15 protein-coding genes are annotated in these 18296 nt (G+C 34.9%); 6 read left to right on the plus strand and 9 right to left on the minus strand.

Annotation, left to right across the window (positions count from 1 at the left end; all coding sequences use genetic code 11):
* Window positions 1-2: 2 nt before the first annotated feature.
* A complete protein-coding gene (locus EOD40_RS08600; protein ID WP_128194617.1) occupies window positions 3-1583 on the plus strand; it encodes an MDR family MFS transporter in 1581 nt (526 codons plus the stop codon).
* 145 nt (window positions 1584-1728) lie between these two features.
* Here EOD40_RS08600 and yaaA read toward each other — a convergent pair whose 3' ends face one another.
* Window positions 1729-2487, minus strand: a complete 759-nt coding sequence (yaaA, locus tag EOD40_RS08605) for a peroxide stress protein YaaA (protein WP_128194619.1) — start codon at window positions 2485-2487, stop codon at window positions 1729-1731.
* A 248-nt stretch (window positions 2488-2735) separates the two neighbouring features.
* Between yaaA and nhaA the strand changes: the two genes are divergently transcribed.
* From nhaA to EOD40_RS08630, 5 genes are all read left to right on the plus strand, one after another.
* Window positions 2736-3908 carry a Na+/H+ antiporter NhaA gene (gene nhaA / locus EOD40_RS08610; protein WP_128194621.1) on the plus strand — a complete coding sequence of 391 codons (1173 nt, stop codon included), beginning with the start codon at window positions 2736-2738 and terminating at the stop codon, window positions 3906-3908.
* A 21-nt stretch (window positions 3909-3929) separates the two neighbouring features.
* Entirely contained in the window at window positions 3930-4541 is a 612-nt protein-coding gene (locus EOD40_RS08615) for an alpha-ketoglutarate-dependent dioxygenase AlkB family protein (protein WP_128194623.1), read from the plus strand.
* A 249-nt stretch (window positions 4542-4790) separates the two neighbouring features.
* Entirely contained in the window at window positions 4791-6767 is a 1977-nt protein-coding gene (locus EOD40_RS08620; RefSeq protein ID WP_128194624.1) for a DUF349 domain-containing protein, read from the plus strand.
* Window positions 6768-6990: 223 nt separating this feature from the next.
* The gene (hemN, locus tag EOD40_RS08625; protein ID WP_128194626.1) at window positions 6991-8355 is read left to right on the plus strand and encodes an oxygen-independent coproporphyrinogen III oxidase; all 1365 of its coding nucleotides are present in this window, start codon (window positions 6991-6993) and stop codon (window positions 8353-8355) included.
* Window positions 8356-8663: 308 nt separating this feature from the next.
* Window positions 8664-9119: a YcxB family protein gene (locus tag EOD40_RS08630; protein ID WP_196781425.1), complete on the plus strand. Its 456-nt coding sequence runs from the start codon at window positions 8664-8666 to the stop codon at window positions 9117-9119.
* Between the two features lie 122 nt (window positions 9120-9241).
* Here EOD40_RS08630 and EOD40_RS08635 read toward each other — a convergent pair whose 3' ends face one another.
* The 8 genes from EOD40_RS08635 to EOD40_RS08670 form a co-directional block, all read right to left on the minus strand.
* Window positions 9242-9943 (minus strand): sulfite exporter TauE/SafE family protein, encoded by a 702-nt coding sequence (locus EOD40_RS08635; RefSeq protein WP_128194629.1) that lies wholly within the window; start codon window positions 9941-9943, stop codon window positions 9242-9244.
* 77 nt (window positions 9944-10020) lie between these two features.
* Window positions 10021-10470 (minus strand): FixH family protein, encoded by a 450-nt coding sequence (locus EOD40_RS08640; RefSeq protein ID WP_128194631.1) that lies wholly within the window; start codon window positions 10468-10470, stop codon window positions 10021-10023.
* Window positions 10471-10506: 36 nt separating this feature from the next.
* Complete coding sequence (gene ccoG / locus EOD40_RS08645; RefSeq protein WP_128194633.1) at window positions 10507-11940, minus strand: cytochrome c oxidase accessory protein CcoG; 1434 nt, start codon at window positions 11938-11940, stop codon at window positions 10507-10509.
* Between the two features lie 151 nt (window positions 11941-12091).
* Window positions 12092-12994, minus strand: a complete 903-nt coding sequence (locus EOD40_RS08650) for a cbb3-type cytochrome c oxidase N-terminal domain-containing protein (RefSeq protein WP_128194635.1) — start codon at window positions 12992-12994, stop codon at window positions 12092-12094.
* Window positions 12995-13022: 28 nt separating this feature from the next.
* Complete coding sequence (locus EOD40_RS08655) at window positions 13023-13190, minus strand: CcoQ/FixQ family Cbb3-type cytochrome c oxidase assembly chaperone (protein WP_128194637.1); 168 nt, start codon at window positions 13188-13190, stop codon at window positions 13023-13025.
* 91 nt (window positions 13191-13281) lie between these two features.
* On the minus strand, window positions 13282-15459 hold the full coding sequence (gene ccoN, locus EOD40_RS08660; RefSeq protein ID WP_128194639.1) for a cytochrome-c oxidase, cbb3-type subunit I: 2178 nt from the start codon (window positions 15457-15459) through the stop codon (window positions 13282-13284).
* A 45-nt stretch (window positions 15460-15504) separates the two neighbouring features.
* Entirely contained in the window at window positions 15505-15699 is a 195-nt protein-coding gene (gene ccoS / locus EOD40_RS08665) for a cbb3-type cytochrome oxidase assembly protein CcoS (protein ID WP_128194640.1), read from the minus strand.
* A gap of 171 nt (window positions 15700-15870) precedes the next feature.
* Window positions 15871-18258, minus strand: a complete 2388-nt coding sequence (locus tag EOD40_RS08670; protein WP_128194642.1) for a heavy metal translocating P-type ATPase — start codon at window positions 18256-18258, stop codon at window positions 15871-15873.
* Between the last annotated feature and the right edge of the window lie 38 nt (window positions 18259-18296).

Raw genomic sequence — 18296 nt, forward strand, 5'->3', positions numbered from 1 at the left:
AAATGGTACTAGCAGACGACGATTTAGTAGAATATGGCTTTAGAAGAGTTATCATAACAATTACAGCAGTACTCTGTGCTTTGTTGGAAATTGTTGATACCACTATTGTCAATGTGGCTTTGACCAACATGAGAGGAAGTCTGGGAGCCACTTTAACGGATGTTGCCTGGGTAATTACTGCCTATGCCATTGCAAACGTTATTGTAATCCCAATGACAAGCTGGCTTTCGCAACAATTTGGAAGACGTAATTATTTTGCCGTTTCAATCATTATTTTTACTGTTTCCTCCTTTTTATGCGGAAATGCAACGAATATTTGGGAGTTAGTAGCCTTTCGATTTGTTCAGGGTTTAGGTGGTGGAGCTTTGCTGGTAACAGCACAAACCATCATTACCGAAAGTTATCCTATTGCTAAACGTGGAATGGCACAAGCTATTTACGGAATGGGGGTAATTGTAGGTCCTACTCTTGGTCCGCCTTTAGGAGGTTATTTAGTAGATAATTTTTCATGGCCTTATATTTTTTATATCAATATTCCATTAGGGATTATTGCTACGCTTTTGACACTTACGTTTGTTAGAAGTCCAAAATATGGTGAGAAATTAAAATCGAATCAGGTCGATTGGTACGGAATTATTCTTTTGGCAACCTTCATTGGTTCCTTACAATTTGTATTGGAACACGGACAACAGGATGATTGGTTTAACGATGATTTAATTGTTACGCTTAGTGTTGTTTCTTTATTTGGACTGATACTTTTTATCTGGAGACAACTGGTTTACAAATACCCAATTGTGAATTTAAGTGTATTAAAAGACGGAAACCTAAGAATTGGTACCATTATGAGTTTCATCATGGGATTCGGATTGTATGGTTCTACGTTGATTATTCCTATCTATACCCAATCTATTTTGGGTTGGACCGCCACCGATGCCGGTTTATTATTAATCCCGGGATCGATTACCACGGCCATTATGATGCCATTTGTGGGTAAAATGATTCAAAAAGGAGTTCCACAAGGATATATGGTAGCAGTAGGTTTTTTAATTTTCTTTATTTTTACTTTAACCATGTATTTCAACATGACTCCGGACACAGGTGTTGAGCACATGTATTGGCCTTTAATTTTGAGAGGAATTGGACTAGGATTACTATTTGTACCTATTACCACTTTATCACTCTCCACGCTTAAAGGAAAGAATATTGGCGAAGGAGCTGCCTTTACCGGGATGATGCGACAACTGGGAGGTTCTTTTGGTATTGCCATTATTACCACTTTTATCACCCGTTTATCACAAAGCCATCGTGTAAATTTAGTGGCTAATTTAGATGGTAGTAAATTGGAAGTGCAAAACCGCCTTACACAGTTACAACATGGCTTTATGGCTAAAGGTTATTCCATAAACGAATCACTCAAAAAAGCCTATGAAGTACTGGATTTTTCAGTTATGAAACAAAGTACCGTATTAGCTTATATGGATATTTTCCTGTATCTCGGTTTGCTCTTTTTGTGTTGTATTCCTTTTATTTTATTAATCAAAAAAGGGAAAAACAAAATCAATCCGGCAGATGCGATGCACTAGCTCAGAAAGCAGATTTTAGAAAGCAGAAAAATAGAAAAGCCGTCCCGAAATGAATCGAGACGGCTTTTTTGTCTTTTATGATCTTAGATTTTTAAGGTAATATGGGCAAAAATTAAAAACTTATATGACTTATATGGTAAAAAAATTATCGTGTAAAAACCAAATGATTTCCTTTAGATAAATTAGCATCAAATTGATAGCCTTCATAATTAAATCCTTTCAGATCATCAATAGTTTCGGCATTGGTATCAATAATATAACGCACCATCATTCCTCTGGCTTTTTTAGCAAAAAAACTAATCATCTTTAGTTTTCCATCTTTATAATCCTTGAAATCAGGTGTGATTACGGGAACTTTCAGGGCTTTGGCATCAATAGCCGAGAAATATTCGTTACTGGCTAAATTGATGAACAAGTCCCCTTTTTTCAATTCTTTATTTAGCGAATGCGTTAAGGTCGTTTTCCAGAATTCATATAGATTTTTTTTGTCTCCAATAGGCAATTTCGTTCCCATTTCCAATCGGTAGGCTTGCATTAAATCCAATGGATGCAAAATTCCGTACAAACCTGACAGAATTCTTAATTTACTCTGAAGTACCTCTAATTTTTCAACAGGAATAGAATAAGCATCTAAACCCGTGTACACATCTCCATCAAAAGTATAAATGGCAGGACGAGCATTCTCAGGGCTAAAAGGAGTTTTCCAATCTTTATTGCGTTGCCAGTTTAAATCGGCTAACTTATCTGAAATAGACATCAAATCAGATAAATCCTTAGGCGATTGTTGTTTTAATACTTTATGGACTTGTCTGGATTCTTTTAAAAATGAAGGTTGCGTAAACTGGGTTGTAGGCAGTTCTTTCTCAAAATTTAATGATTTGGCGGGTGATATTACTATTTTCATAAAGTGCTATTGGCATTTTTTCTTATCCAATTCAAAAATACTAATTGAAAACAAATTAATAAGCAGAATTAAATTCTTTTAACTGCATTCAATGAAAAAACATTTCGCATTTCCCTATTTTTGTAGAGCATCCGCAATTTAAAGCTAGATTTCACTAAGTATTTCGTTATTTTTGTATGTCATTACATTTTTCTAAATTGTAAAAGAAATCAATCATTTCTTTAATTAAATGACAAAAATAATCTAAGATGAAAAAGACAATTAACCGCCTTTATAATTCTGATCTTTTTAAAGATTTTTTTGAAAATGAAAAATTAAGTGGACTGGTTCTAATTGGTTGCACCTTAGTTTCTTTATCTCTGGCTAACTCTGCATTTTCGGAACAATATCTTCATACCTGGCATACTAAAATTGGAAGTCAAAGCATGGAATACTGGATTAACGATGGCTTGATGACCATTTTCTTTTTATTGATTGGATTAGAGTTAGAACGGGAAATTTATCTGGGGGAATTATCAAATATAAAAGAAGCCTTGTTGCCTATTTTTGCAGCCCTAGGAGGAATGCTGGTACCTGCCGGACTCTATTTGATTCTTAACTATGGAACTAATGCTCAATCGGGAGCCGGAATCCCAATGGCAACTGATATTGCTTTTGCTTTAGGAGTCTTGTCTTTGTTAGGAAATCGGGTACCATTATCTTTAAAAATTTTCTTAACCGCCTTAGCCGTTATTGACGATTTAGGTGCCATACTGGTAATTGCCATTTTTTATACCAAGACTATTTTTTGGAACAATTTACTTATTGCTTTAGGCATTTTACTCGTTTTATTTATCCTTAACCGAATGAAAGTAAAAAGCCTGACTCTTTATCTCATAGGAGGTGTTTTCATGTGGTATTTTATGCTAAATTCGGGAATTCATGCTACCATTACAGGCGTTTTATTGGCTTTTGTGATTCCTTTTGGCGATGGCAGCAAAAAATCCATTTCGTATAAATTACAGCATTTTTTACACAGTCCAGTGGCTTTTATCATCCTTCCCCTATTTGCGTTAGCTAATACGGCAATCCTTTTAGGCTCAGATATAGGAACGACTTTGAGCTTAGATTATAGCAAAGGAATTTTGCTTGGATTAGTAATAGGAAAGCCTCTTGGAATTGCTTTGTTTAGCTTTATTGCCGTATCAATCGGTCTTTGTAAACTACCAAATGATCTCAATTGGAAAACCATTATCAGTGTTGGTTTTCTGGCCGGAATTGGTTTCACCATGTCTATTTTTGTTACCCTGCTTGCTTTTGATGATAATCACATCATTAACAAGGCTAAATTTATCATTTTACTTTCTTCGTTAATTGCGGGCTGTATTGGTTTTATGCTATTAAAACAAAATCTAAAAGAAAGCAATCAAATTGACAATTAACCAGCTATAACAATAAAAACCATGGATTTATTTAGTCCCGAATTCGACGAAAACACCAATCTTTTGCCTAAAGACGGAACGGTGCTTTACTATGGACAAATCATGGATTATTCCAAGACAGAATTCTATTTAAATCGTTTACTGGAAACCATCGAATGGAAAAATGACGAAGCTATTATTTTTGGCCAACTCATTACTACCAAACGAAAAGTAGCCTGGTATGGCAATACTAATTTTAAATATAGTTATTCTAAAATAACCAAGGAAGCCCTTCTTTGGACTCCGGAACTGGAAGAATTAAAACGTTTAGTCGAAGAAAAAACCGGGGAAACCTACAATTCCTGCCTGCTCAATTTGTATCACGATGGCAGTGAAGGAATGGCCTGGCACAGCGATGGAGAAAAAGATTTGAAAAAAAACGGAGCAATTGCATCACTGAGTTTTGGTGCTGAAAGAAAATTTGCGTTCAAGCATAAAACAACCAAAGAAACCGTTTCTTTAATCCTGGAACGCGGAAGCGTCTTAGTCATGAAAGACGAAACCCAAACCCATTGGCTGCACCGCCTTCCTCCTACTAAAAAAGTTAGCAAACCCAGAATCAACCTGACCTTCAGGACAATTGTTACTGAATAATTTTTTCTTTTTACCACATAAGTCATATAAGTTTTTAGTAAAAACAGAAACTTATATGACTTATATGTTTAATTATTTTTTCCAAATTCCTCCAACCAACCAAAAAATTAACAACGATTTCCTTAAAAAGCTATCACTTTATTAACTACGCCAACTAATTAACAGCGCTTTTATTTTGTTTTTCAACAGACCTTTAGTATCTTTCACATCAAATTAACCAACTTTAACAACCCTTAAACATTTAAAAAAATGTTAGAAGAAACGAATGATAACCTGCCTCAAGCACAGCAAGAGACAGACGGAGGAAATTTAGCCACTGATATTCAAGCGAATGATCAGGCTACAACTAATCCTGAAATGGATATAAATCAAACCTCCGCAGAGGTGGATGAAGCTACTGAAATTTGTAAAAAGCAACAAGCTTTGAACGAAATTGAAGCATCAAACGCAGAAGAAAATGAAGACGAAACCTTAAAAGCCCGTCACGAGATTCCGATGCTTGATTACGACACTTTATCGATGGAAGCATTAGTCAAAGAACTGCAAAAACTGGTTACGAATGAAAAAGTGATGTCTATAAGAGATCATATCGAAGAAATCAAAAAAGCTTTTCTGTCTAAATACAACCACTTCATCGAAGAGAAAAAAGAAGAATTCCATGCTGAAAACCCGGACAGCACCGAAGAATTTCAGTATCATTTTCCTTTAAAAGCAATATTTGATCAGTTTTACAATTTATACAAAGACAATAAAAATACGCATTTTAAAAGCTTACAAAACAATCTAAAAACCAATTTAGAAGTCCGACTAGCGATAGTTGAAGAACTAAAAGAGCTTATTAATCCAAATGAAAACATTAAGGATACCCTAAAACATTTCAACGAATTAAGAGAACGTTGGAAAAATGCAGGTGCTATTCCAAAAGACAAATACAACCACGTTTGGAACAACTATCATTTTCATGTAGAGAATTTTTACGATTATTTACATTTAGATCGTGAAGCCAGAGATTTAGATTTCAAACACAATTTAGAGCAAAAACAAAAAATAATTGCACGTGTAGAAGAATTACTTCAGGAGCAGGATATCAATAAAGCGTTTAGAGAATTACAGGATTTACACCGTATCTGGAAAGAAGAAATAGGTCCTGTTTCCAGAGAACATCGCGATGAAATTTGGAATCAATTTAGTGATTTGACTAAAAAAATGCACGACAAACGCGAGATTCTATTCGAAAAAATCAGAGGAACTGAGCATGAAAATCTGGAAAAAAAGAATGCTATTATTGCCCAAATTGAAGAATTAGCTACTATCAAAGTCAATGCACATTCACAATGGCTCGTTCAAATAGAAAAAGTGGAAGCTTTAAGAGAGGCTTTTTTCTCCACCGGAAAAGTTCCTTCCGATGTTAACGAAGCAACCTGGGCAGCTTTTAAAACTGCCGTCAGAAATTTTAATTCTTTCAAAAACTCTTTTTACAAAGACATCAAGAAAGAACAAAATGAAAATCTGACTAAAAAAAATGCCTTAGTAGCTAAAGCAAATGAACTAAAAGAAAGTGAAGATTTTGCTGCTACTACCCCAATCATGAAACAAATTCAGGAAGATTGGAAAAAAATAGGTCATGTACCCCGAAAATATTCTGATAAAGTTTGGGCCGAATTTAAAGAAGCCTGCAATCATTATTTTGATCGATTAAAAGAGCAAAAAAGTGAAGAAAATGCCGGAGAAATGGAAGCTTTTGACAAAAAGAAAGCTTATCTGGAATCTTTAAAGGAATTTCAATTAACAGGAGATCACAAAACCGATTTAGATGCCATAAAACAGCATATTGAAACCTGGAAAAGCTTTGGAAAAGTACCATTTACCAGAAGACATATCGAAGGCAAATTCAATAAAATATTAGATGCCCTTTTTGACAAATTGAGTCTGAGCAAAAAAGATTCTGATATGATGCGTTTTACTAACAAAATAGAAAATCTTTCTGAAGGTGGCGATAACAGAAAAATAGAAAACGAAAAGATTTTTATTATTCGTAAAATCGAAGAAGTACAAAACGAAATTTTCCAATTAGAAAATAACATTCAGTTTTTCACCAATACCAAAAACGCTAAAAAAGAGAATTCTATTGTTTTAGAAGTTCGAAAAAACATCGCTATTCACAAAGAAAGCCTTGACACCTGGAAAGAAAAACTAAAACAACTTAGAAATCTAAATCAAGAATAACAGGAAAAGTTAGAAGTTAGAGGTGGGAAGTTAGAAGTAAAAAAACAGACACCAGAAGCTAGATAAAAAAAACAGCGATTTTCAAACTGAGAATCGCTGTTTTTTTTATCATACAATGTTTGACTACTCCCCACTTCTAACTTCTATCTTCCACAATCATGATAAATATCATTTCAATTGGTTTCAAATCGATTTACTTTTGAATGATTAAAATTAGACTATCATGAAAAATTCTTTGATTCAAAAATACAATGTACCTGGTCCCAGATACACCAGCTACCCTACTGTTCCATACTGGAATGAAGCTGATTTTTCATACGAAGATTGGATTTCATCTTTCAAAAAAACATTTATAGAAAGCAATACTGAAGAAGGAATCAGTTTATATATTCATCTTCCATTCTGTGAAAGCCTCTGTACTTTTTGTGGTTGCAACAAACGAATTACCAAAAATCACAACGTAGAATCCCCATATATTCAGGCAGTTTTAAAAGAATGGCGCTTGTACTGCAATCTTCTTGATGAAAAACCAATCATCAAAGAAATCCATTTGGGCGGAGGGACACCTACTTTTTTTTCGACTCAAAATTTAGAAGATTTAATCAATGGTATCTTTGCTTATGCTGTGAAAGCCGAGAATCACGAATTTAGTTTTGAAGGGCATCCTAACAATACTACACACGCCCATTTACAAAAACTCTACGACTTAGATTTTAGAAGAGTGAGTTTTGGCGTTCAGGATTATTCTGAAAAAGTGCAAAAAGCCATTCATCGCGAGCAGCCTTTTCACAATGTAGCCAAAGTGACTTTTTGGGCTAGGGAAATCGGCTATACTTCTATTGGTCACGACATTATTTTTGGTCTTCCTTTCCAAAAAATCGAAGATGTAGTCGATACGATTGAAAAAACAAAATCCTTACAACCCGACCGATTGGCATTTTACAGCTATGCTCATGTACCCTGGATAAAAGGAAACGGACAACGCGGTTTTAAAGACGAAGACATTCCTAAAGACAATGAAAAAAGGATATTGTACCAGGTAGGCAAAGAATTATTACAAAAAAACGGCTACCACGAAATAGGAATGGATCATTTTGCCTTAAAAACCGATAGCTTGTATCAGTCTTTCAGAAAAGGTCAATTGCATCGCAATTTTATGGGATACAGTTCCTCTAAAACCAAACTGATGATCGGTTTAGGCGTTTCATCAATTGGCGATAGCTGGTACAGTTTTGCCCAAAATGAGAAAAACTTGGACGATTATTACCAAGTTTTAGAATGGGACAAACTGCCTGTTTTCAGAGGACATTTATTGACCGAAGAAGATCTTATCATCAGGAAACACATCCTTAACCTGATGTGTCAATTTGAAACCCGCTGGGACAAAACCACTACTTATTTCAAAGAAATCCCAGAAGTTCTAGAACAATTGCGAGAAATGGAAAAAGACGGTATACTCATTATCAAAGAAAATGGAATCCAAGTTACTGATAAAGGTAAAGCCTATGTTAGAAATATCTGTATGGCATTTGATTTACACCTAAAACGAAAAGCCCCTGAAACTGCTTTGTTTTCGATGACGGTATAATATTATTTTCATGCAAAGCTTGTCAAAGCTTTTAGAAAATCCGATTTGTCCCCACAACTCGGATTTTTTCGTGGTGTGTTCGCTGAACTCCTATAAAATTAATGAAGTAATCCTTCACACGAAAGCCACAAATTCTCGATAAAGTTATTTTTTGAAATTTACATTCCAAAGTTCCAAACAATTTGTAAGAAAAAAAACGATATATTTGAATTAAAATAAAGTTTGACATTTTTAATACATACTTTAACTAATTAAAAACAAATTTAAAGGCTTCAATCGAAATGGAAAACTTTACTATAAAATCACGAATGACAACAAAAGAATATGCTAAAATTATGTTTGTTGGACTTCATAAAAAACCAGTTTTTATAGTATGTGCAATTCTTGGAATATATTATATTATAACATTTCTACTTCATTATTTAAAAATTATAAATTTCTACACAGACACGCCATCTTTTGAAATATTTATGTGTTTATTTCTTCTTCTTTCTCCATCATTAATTACAGTATTATCAGTCAGACAATTTATTTCAAACGAAAGTTTCAGTAATGATATTAAATATACTTTTACGGAAAATGGAATAGCTGTTGAAGGACAAACATGTAAAGCAGAATATTTGTGGTCACATATTATTAAACAAAAGGAAATAAATAAATTTCTTATTTTATATCATACTAAAAAAACGGGGAATTTTATTGACAAAACAAAGTTAACTTTAGAACAATTAAAATTTATTAAATCAAAAGTTGGACATAAATAATTATGTTACTAACAACGGTAAACTATTACACAACCTATTCAAAATTATAAAACCATAAAAAATCTGTTTCACAAATTGTTAAACAGATTTTTACATTAAAAACTATTTAAAATCAAAATCTCCTAATGACAATTAGGATTTGCCTGAACAAATAAACTCATTGTGGCAGGTGAAACATAAGGAATTCCTAATCCTAATCCTCTAAGGATAAACAACACTCCTATTAAAACCACCACATAAGGTATCACTTGTTGAATTTTATTTCTCACCGGAACGGTCAAAAAAGAATTGATATACACCACAGTACTCATCAACGGAACGGTTCCTAAACCGAATAAAACCATATATAAAAATCCTAAACCGCTACTCTGCATGGCAATGGCTCCAAATAAGGCTACATATACCATTCCGCATGGCAAGAACCCATTCAACAACCCGATGGTGAAAAGCGATTGATAGGATTTCTTTTTAAACTGGCTTCCTAAAACTTGTTTTACTCTTGAAATTAACCTAAAAACAGGCTTTGAAAAATTATACTTTGCGAATTCTTTTTCGGGAATTACAATCGCTATAATCATCAATATTCCTATAATAATCGACAATTTTTGCTGCATTCCTGCCATAAAAAAACCTTTGCCCAGCAAACCAAAAACAAAACCAATTGTAGCATAGGCTGTTATTCGTCCCAAATGATAGGTAATAATTTGGGTTACTTTCTTTGCAGGATTGCTCCTATCCACTGGCAGCATCATAGCAATAGCCCCGCACATTCCGATGCAGTGAAAGCTACTTATGAGTCCGAATAGTAAAGCTGTATAAAGCATTTTTTTGAAGTTGGAAGCAGGGAGTTGGGGGCTATGAAATATACACTTAACTCATAACCCATAACTCACAACTCAAATTACTGTATATAAATAGGTTCTTTAGTCAAATACTTTTTTCCGGCGTATTGCCATTCCATATTAATGTCCCATTGACCGCCTACCAATTTTGATTTAGGTATGAGCAAAGTTGGATTAGACAACGAAATCGGAGTATCGAAATCTAATTTTTTGTTAGACGGTCGGTAAAGGGACACTGTTCCTGTAATTTGGTTTAAAGTAAACGATTCGGGAAAAACAATTGTAATTCCTTGGCTAGTATAGTTAATAATTGGTTTTTGCTTTAAATCATGTGCGTTTTGAACGCGTTCCATTTCTTCCTGAAAACGGGCGTCGTGTTTGTAATATTCTTCCACCACCAGCTCATTATCGTATTTTGAATTGGATTGTACTTTAATTACAAAATACAATATAAAACTCATAAACAACGCTATGGCAATTACTAATCCTGTTCCCCAATTAATTTTCATAATCTTATCTTTTCGAAGTAAAACTTCCGTTATTTATCAATCAAATGTTCTCGGACTTAAAAAACTGGTTGCGGTGGTTTCAATTTTTTTATTGCCGTTGTACACTTCAATTTTTAATTTTGTTTTATCATTTTCCAATAAATACTGATTGATTTCAACAAATAAGGTTCCGCTACTCATGCCTTGTTTGGGCACTTTTAAGATTTGGTTTCCAACCAATTTTAACGTCCCTTTTATACCATCGAGTTTAAAATGAATCGCATTGAAATCGTCATTAGTCTTATTGATAATTTTATAGGTAAACACATTACTTATATTTTCTCCTTTATGCTGATACAACTGCCCCGGTAATCTTAAAATAAGTGCTTCCACATCGGTACGCAAAAACAATAAACCAATTAGCATTCCTATCAAAATGATTAAAATAGCGCTGTAACCTTTCATTCTTGCGGTGAATTTGAAAGGGGCTTTTTTCTCTATTTCATCTTCAGAAGCATAGCGAATCAAGCCTTTCGGAAATCCGACACTTTCCATTATCGAATCGCATTCATCAATACAAGCCGTGCAATTCACGCATTCCAGTTGGGTTCCGTTACGAATGTCAATTCCCGTAGGACATACATTCACACATTGTCGGCAATCAATACAATCGCCTTTTCCGCTTGAATCCCTGTCTACTTTTTTATTGAATTTAGCTCGTCCTGCTTCTTTTTCGCCACGAACAAAATCATAAGCCACATTTATAGACTTATTATCTAAAAGAACGCCTTGCAACCTTCCGTAAGGACAGGCAATGATACAAACCTGCTCTCTAAACCAAACAAAAATAAAATAGAATATCCCCGTAAAAATCAATAAGGAAATCAAGGTTTTTAAATGATTCAGCGGACTATCTTCAATCATTTCAATCAACGCATCACTTCCTATCAGATAAGCCAAAAACACATTGGCTATGCCAAAAGAAATAATCAAAAACAATGTCCATTTTAATCCTTTTTTCCTGATTTTTTCGCCATTCCATTCTTGTTTTGCTAGTCGAATTTGGGCACCTCTGTCTCCTTCTATCCAATATTCGATTCTTCTGAAAACCATTTCCAGGAATATGGTTTGCGGACAAATCCAACCACAAAATATACGCCCAAATATTACCGTAAATAAGATTACAAACACCACCCCAATAAGCATAGAAAGCACAACGAGATAAAAATCCTGAGGCCAAAATGGAAAACCAAAAATATTAAAACGGCGTTCCAGGATGTTGAACATCATGAACTGATTGCCATTTACTTTTATAAACGGATTGGCAATTAGAATCAATAATAGAAAATAACTCAATCCTTTTCTATAACTGTAAAATTTGCCCGAAGGTTTTTTAGGATAAATAAATTTCCTTTTTCCTTCTTTGTCAATTGTTCCAATGGTATCCCGATAGCTATCGGGACTAAAAGCTTCGTTGGTTATTTTTGACATTTTGTTTGGTGTTTATAATTTTAAACTGTCTCAAATTATTTTGCCACAGATTACACAGATTAGTACAGATTATTTTTCTACACCACAAATTATTAAGAATCAACAATAAATAAAATCTGTGAAAATTCTTTTAATCCGTGGCAAAAAACATTTATTTCACTTCAGCAACTGGAACATCTTCTACCCAAATTTCACCGTCGGGTGCTTTTGGATCTTTCGGGTTACTACCTCTAAGAGAGAGTACATAACTCGCCACTTTTTGAATATCTCTAGGTTTCATTCCATTAGTTTTCCAGGAAACCATCCCTTTTCCATCACGACCTCCATTAGTAATGGTATGAAAGACATTTTTAATTCCACCACCAAGAATCCAGTGATCGTCTGTCAGGTTGGGTCCAATTTGTCCACCTGCATCGGCTCTGTGACAAGCAGCACAATTAGTCGTGAAAATTTCTTTCCCAATAGCTAAATCAGCAGCTTCAGTAAGCTGTGTTACCGTTTTTTCATCCATTAAATCAGGGGCATTTTTCATGTATTCGGCCACTTCTACTTTGGCTTGAGCCAATTCTTTTTTCAATTCCATTTCCTGATTATCAGCACCCAGAATTTCAAAACGCACTAGATATATCCCGGCAAATAAAATACAAGCGTAAAAAGAATACACCCACCAAGGCGGCAAATTATTGTCTAATTCTTTGATGCCATCATAATCGTGGTTTAACAATAAACTAGCCTCATTTTCAATTGGCACTGTTCGGGTTAACTTGCTCATCAAATTTTTAAACCATTCTGACTCTTTAAATTTCAAATTTTCTTCGGCAGCTAATTTTGCTTTTTCTTCCTCTGGTAATATTTGGTAAACAATAGCATCTACGGCGCTTACAATCATTTCTACTGCAATTATTAGCAATAAAATCACCAATAAAATAAGATCCACCATAGGATATTTTATAAATGCAGCCCGATCACCTGAGTCAATAAAATATTCCATTGCACCAAAAATGATGAAGAAAATCACGGGCACTCTAACATATACTGGAATTAGTTTTTTCATTTTAATTATTTTGAAATTATACTATAAACTATCTTTCAAAGGGAATCTGGCTCAACTCCTTAATTTTTTCTTTTTTATAGGAGAAAACCCAAAAAGCTAATCCTACAAAGAAGAAAAAGAAAATCAATAACGATAGTATCGGATATATCGCTACTCCCGCGATAGTTTCCATATTGTGTTTTATTTGTTCAAACATATTTTTTCATTTTAAGGTTCTAAGATGCTGAGTGACTAAGTTCCTAAGTTTTTAGCTTACTTAGCTACTTAGAAACTCAGTACCTCAAAAACTATTCTTTCACTTTAATATCGGTTCCTAATCTTTGGATGTAAGCAATTAAGGCAACAATTTCCCTATTCTGCATTGGAACAAATTTTTCACCTCTGGCTACTGCTTTCTTTTTACTGTCTTCATAACTTTTTACAAAATCAGGATCGGCATGCAGACTGTTTTCAATTTCCTGAGATTGCTCTTTAATTGCTTTTTGAGCATTGGCAATATCAGTATCGCTATAAGGAACGCCAAGTGTTCTCATTGTTTCCATCTTGCCTTCGATATCAGAAACATCCATTTCTTTATTGTCAAATAACCATTTGTATCCTGGCATAATAGAACCCGCAGAAGTACTTTGTGGAGACCACAAGTGATTAAAATGCCAGTTGTCATTGTATTTTCCACCTACTCTTAACAAATCAGGTCCTGTACGTTTAGATCCCCAAAGGAATGGATGATCGTATACAAATTCCCCTGCTTTAGATTGTGGTCCGTAACGTTCTACCTCACTTCTAAACGGACGCACCATTTGAGAATGACAGCCCACACAGCCTTCTCGGATATACAAATCACGCCCTTCCAATTCTAATGGAGTATATGGTTTTACACTTGTAATAGTTGGGATATTTGATTTTACCATAATCGTAGGAACGATTTGGATAATCCCTCCAATCAAAATAGCTACAGTAGCCAGAATAGTCAACTGAATTGGTTTTCTTTCTAACCAAGGGTGGAATTTTTCTCCCTGTACTCTTCTGCTGCTGATTTTTTGCAATTCAGGAGCTTCAGCTAATTCGTCTTCAATTACATCGTTTGCTTTTACCGTTTTATAAATATTATAAACTAACACAAACATCCCTGTAATGTATAAAGTCCCTCCTACGGCACGCATCCAATACATTGGAATAATCTGAGTTACCGTTTCCAAAAAGTTTCCATAAGTCAAAGTTCCATCAGGATTAAATTGTTTCCACATAGAGGCTTGTAGAAAACCGGCAACATACATTGGTAAAGTATAAAGGATGATTCCTAAAGTCCCTATCCAAAAGTGAACATTGGCTAATTTAAGAGAGTACAAAGGCCCTTTTGACATTCTTGGAACTAACCAATAAATAACACCAAAAGCCATAAATCCGTTCCAGGCCAAAGCCCCTACGTGTACGTGAGCAATAATCCAATCGGTGAAATGCGCAATAGCATTTACATTTTTAAGTGATAACATTGGCCCTTCAAAAGTTGCCATTCCATAACCTGTAATAGCCACTACAAAGAATTTCAAAACGGGTTCGGTACGCACTTTGTCCCAGGCTCCACGCAAAGTCAACAATCCGTTTATCATTCCTCCCCAAGACGGCGCAATCAACATTACTGAGAAAACAACTCCTAAATTCTGTGCCCAGGTAGGTAAAGCAGAATACAATAAATGGTGAGGTCCAGCCCAGATATATAAAAAAATTAATGACCAAAAGTGAACAATAGACAATCTGTAAGAATAAACCGGACGATTAGCCGCTTTAGGAATATAATAATACATCAATCCTAAGAAAGGCGTAGTCAGGAAAAAAGCCACCGCATTGTGACCATACCACCATTGCACCAAAGCATCCTGAACTCCTGCGTAAACAGAGTAACTTTTTAAAGCCGAAACCGGTAAAGCCAAACTATTAAAGATATGCAACACCGCTACCGTAACAAAAGTGGCCAGGTAAAACCAAATGGCAACATACAAATGACGCTCTCTTCTTTTTAAAATAGTCCCAATCATATTGATACCAAAAACTACCCAAATCAAAGCAATAGCAATATCTATAGGCCATTCTAATTCGGCATATTCTTTAGAGGTACTGTATCCTAAAGGCAAAGAAATTGCCGCCGCAACAATAATCAATTGCCATCCCCAAAAATTAAGATTACTCAAAAAATCACTGTACATCCTTGCTTTTAACAATCGTTGCAAAGAATAATAAATCCCCGCAAACATGGCATTACCAACAAAAGCAAAAATAACAGCATTGGTATGCAAAGGTCTTAATCGACCAAAACTCAACCAGGAAACCCCATCAGTCAGGTTAGGGAATAAAAATAAGATTGCCAATAAAAGCCCGACCGCCATGCCGACTACCCCAAAAACAATGGTAGCATAAATAAACTTCTTAACAATTTTGTTGTCGTAATAAAACTGCTGCATTTCCATATATTAAAATTAAAATGATTTAAAAATTATTGCTTCTGTCCCTTTTTAGACTTCTGCATTCTGTTCTTTGCCTTCTGAATTCTGAGTTCTGTTTTTCGAAATTTCATCGTCAAAAAGCATTCTGACCGAAGGAGTATAATCGTCGTCATACTGCCCACTTTTTACCGCAATAACAAAAGCGACAAAAAAGCCCACGGCAACGAATATGCTAATGGTGATTAATAAATAGATGACACTCATACCTTAAAAATTTATACCCCAAAATTAGACTCCCTGTTTCGGGCATACTATGACATTTATCATGCTTTGAATTTTAATACCGTGTTATTTCAAAATAGACCACCCCGCCCGCTGGATCCCCCTCCAAAGGAGGGAAAGTCGTATAATTACCCTACTCCCAACTTCCCTCTTCTAACTCCTAACTTCTAACTTCCTCGCATAATAATTACTCATCACCGTTACAAAACTCACAATGGTAACAGTGCTTAAAGGCATGATAATAGCCGCAATTAAGGGTTGCAAATTGCCTGTAATTGCAAAAGTTAGCCCCACCACATTATAGAGTAAGGACAAGCCAAAACTCATCTTTATCACTAACATAGCTTTCTTGGAAAGTTTCAGGAAATAATGCAGTTTTTGAAACTGAGTCGCCTCTAAAATAGCATCGCAGGCAGGTGAAAAAACATTCACATTTTCAGAAATCGAAATCCCTACATTGCTCTGAGCCAAAGCTCCGGCATCATTCAGTCCATCACCTACCATCATCACATTTTTTCCTGAATCCTGTAATTGCTTGATAAATTCCAGTTTCTGTTCCGGTTTTTGATTAAAAACAAGCTCAGTGCTTTTAGGCAAAAGTTGTTCTAAAGCGGCTTTTTCTCCCGCATTATCACCTGACAAGACTTTTATTTGATAATGGCTATCCAAACTTTTAAAAAGTTCCTCTAATCCTTCACGATATTGATTTTTGAAAACATATTTTCCATAATATTCATCGTTCATCTGAATGTGAACCGAAGTTTGCAACGCCGTATTTTCCTCTGTTTTCCCCGTAAACGCAGCCGAACCAATCCTGACAAAACTCTCTACCACTTTGGACTGAATTCCTTTTCCGGTAATTTCTTCAAAATCACTGATGTTTACTCTTCCCATATCGGGTAAAAAGTCATATAGCATCCGGCTTAAAGGATGATTAGACCCACGAAGCACTGATTTTATCCGAATCAAATTTGTCTCAGACAGCGGCTTTCCTTCATACGAAATATTCGATTTTTTATTGGTAGTTATCGTTCCGGTTTTATCAAAAACAATCGTATCCACTTTTGCCAATTGTTCGATTACCAAAGCATTTTTGAGATAAAACTTTTGCTTGCCTACAATTCGCAATACATTCCCTAAAGTAAAAGGCGCTGTCAAAGCCAAAGCGCAGGGACAAGCCACGATTAATACCGCAGTGAAGACATTAAAAGCCGTATTGACATCTTTAAAAATCCAATAGCCAAATCCCGCAAAAGCAATTAACAATAATATAGGTGTGAAATAACGGGAAATACTGTCGGTAATGCTTTTGTGTTTTTGCTCCACATTTTTCTGAAACACATCATTACTCCACAATTGGGTCAAATAACTTTGGGAAACCGAAAACAGCACTTCCATTTCGATTACTTTACCAATTTGTTTTCCTCCGGCAAAAACTTTATCGCCTGAATTCTTGTTTATCGGAATAAATTCACCCGTTACAAAACTGTAATCAATTGCTGCGGTTTCGCTTATCAAAATTCCGTCAACCGGAATCAACTCCTGGTTTCTTATGAGTAATCGGTCGCCTTTTTTAATATCATAAACAGCCACACTTTCTTCGGAAGCATCGGTGTTTATTCGGGTAACAGCAACCGGAAAATAGGATTTAAAATCTCTTTCGAAACTCAGAAAACTATAGGTTTTTATTTGAAACATTTTGCCCAAAAGCATAAAGAAAACCAAACCTGTCAGGCTGTCAAAAAAACCCGAACCGTAATCCATAACGATATCTACGGTGCTTCGAATAAAAAAGATGATAATTCCCAAAGCAATAGGAATATCAATATTGAGCATTCTGGATTTAATACTTTTATAAGCCGAAACATAATAGCCACTTGCCGAATACAAAAAGGATGGCAATGACAGCGCAAAAATTAACCACCTGAAAAACGGTTTGTAATTGTCCAGCCAAAATTCCTTAACCTCAAAATATTCCGGAAAAGAAAGCAGCATAATATTCCCAAAACAAAAGAAAGCAACCCCTAATTTATAGGTTAAACTTCTGTCAACGTTTTGCGTTCCTGATTCGTAATTTTCTAAACTGATATACGGTTCATAGCCAATAGAACTCAGCAAATACGCAATTTTACTAAGGGAAACTATTTGCGGATTATAATTAATCCGTACTTTTTTATCAGGGAAATTAACCTGAGAAACATTTATTCCTTCCTGAAGACGCTGTAAATTTTCCAGAATCCAAATACAAGAGCTACAATGTATATGAGGAATGCTAAGTGAAACAATAGCAGTGGTTTCCTCCTGAAATTCCAATAATTTTGAAACGATGCTTTCGTTTTCTAAAAAATCATATTTACCTTTTATATCCTGCGGAGTTGCTCCAGGTGATTTTTCGAAATCATAATAAGAAGTCAAATCATTGAGACTAAAAATTTCGTAAACCGTTTTACAACCGGCGCAACAAAATGTTTTTTCGTCAAAAATAATTTCAGCTTCCGCTACAATATCTAAACCACAATGGAAACAGTTTTGTGTGTCCATAACTTTGCTCATTTTACCTGATACAAAGCTCTTGAATG

Origin of the sequence: Flavobacterium sufflavum, from assembly GCF_004016525.1 — a bacterium.
GTDB classification, from domain to species: Bacteria; Bacteroidota; Bacteroidia; order Flavobacteriales; family Flavobacteriaceae; genus Flavobacterium; species Flavobacterium sufflavum.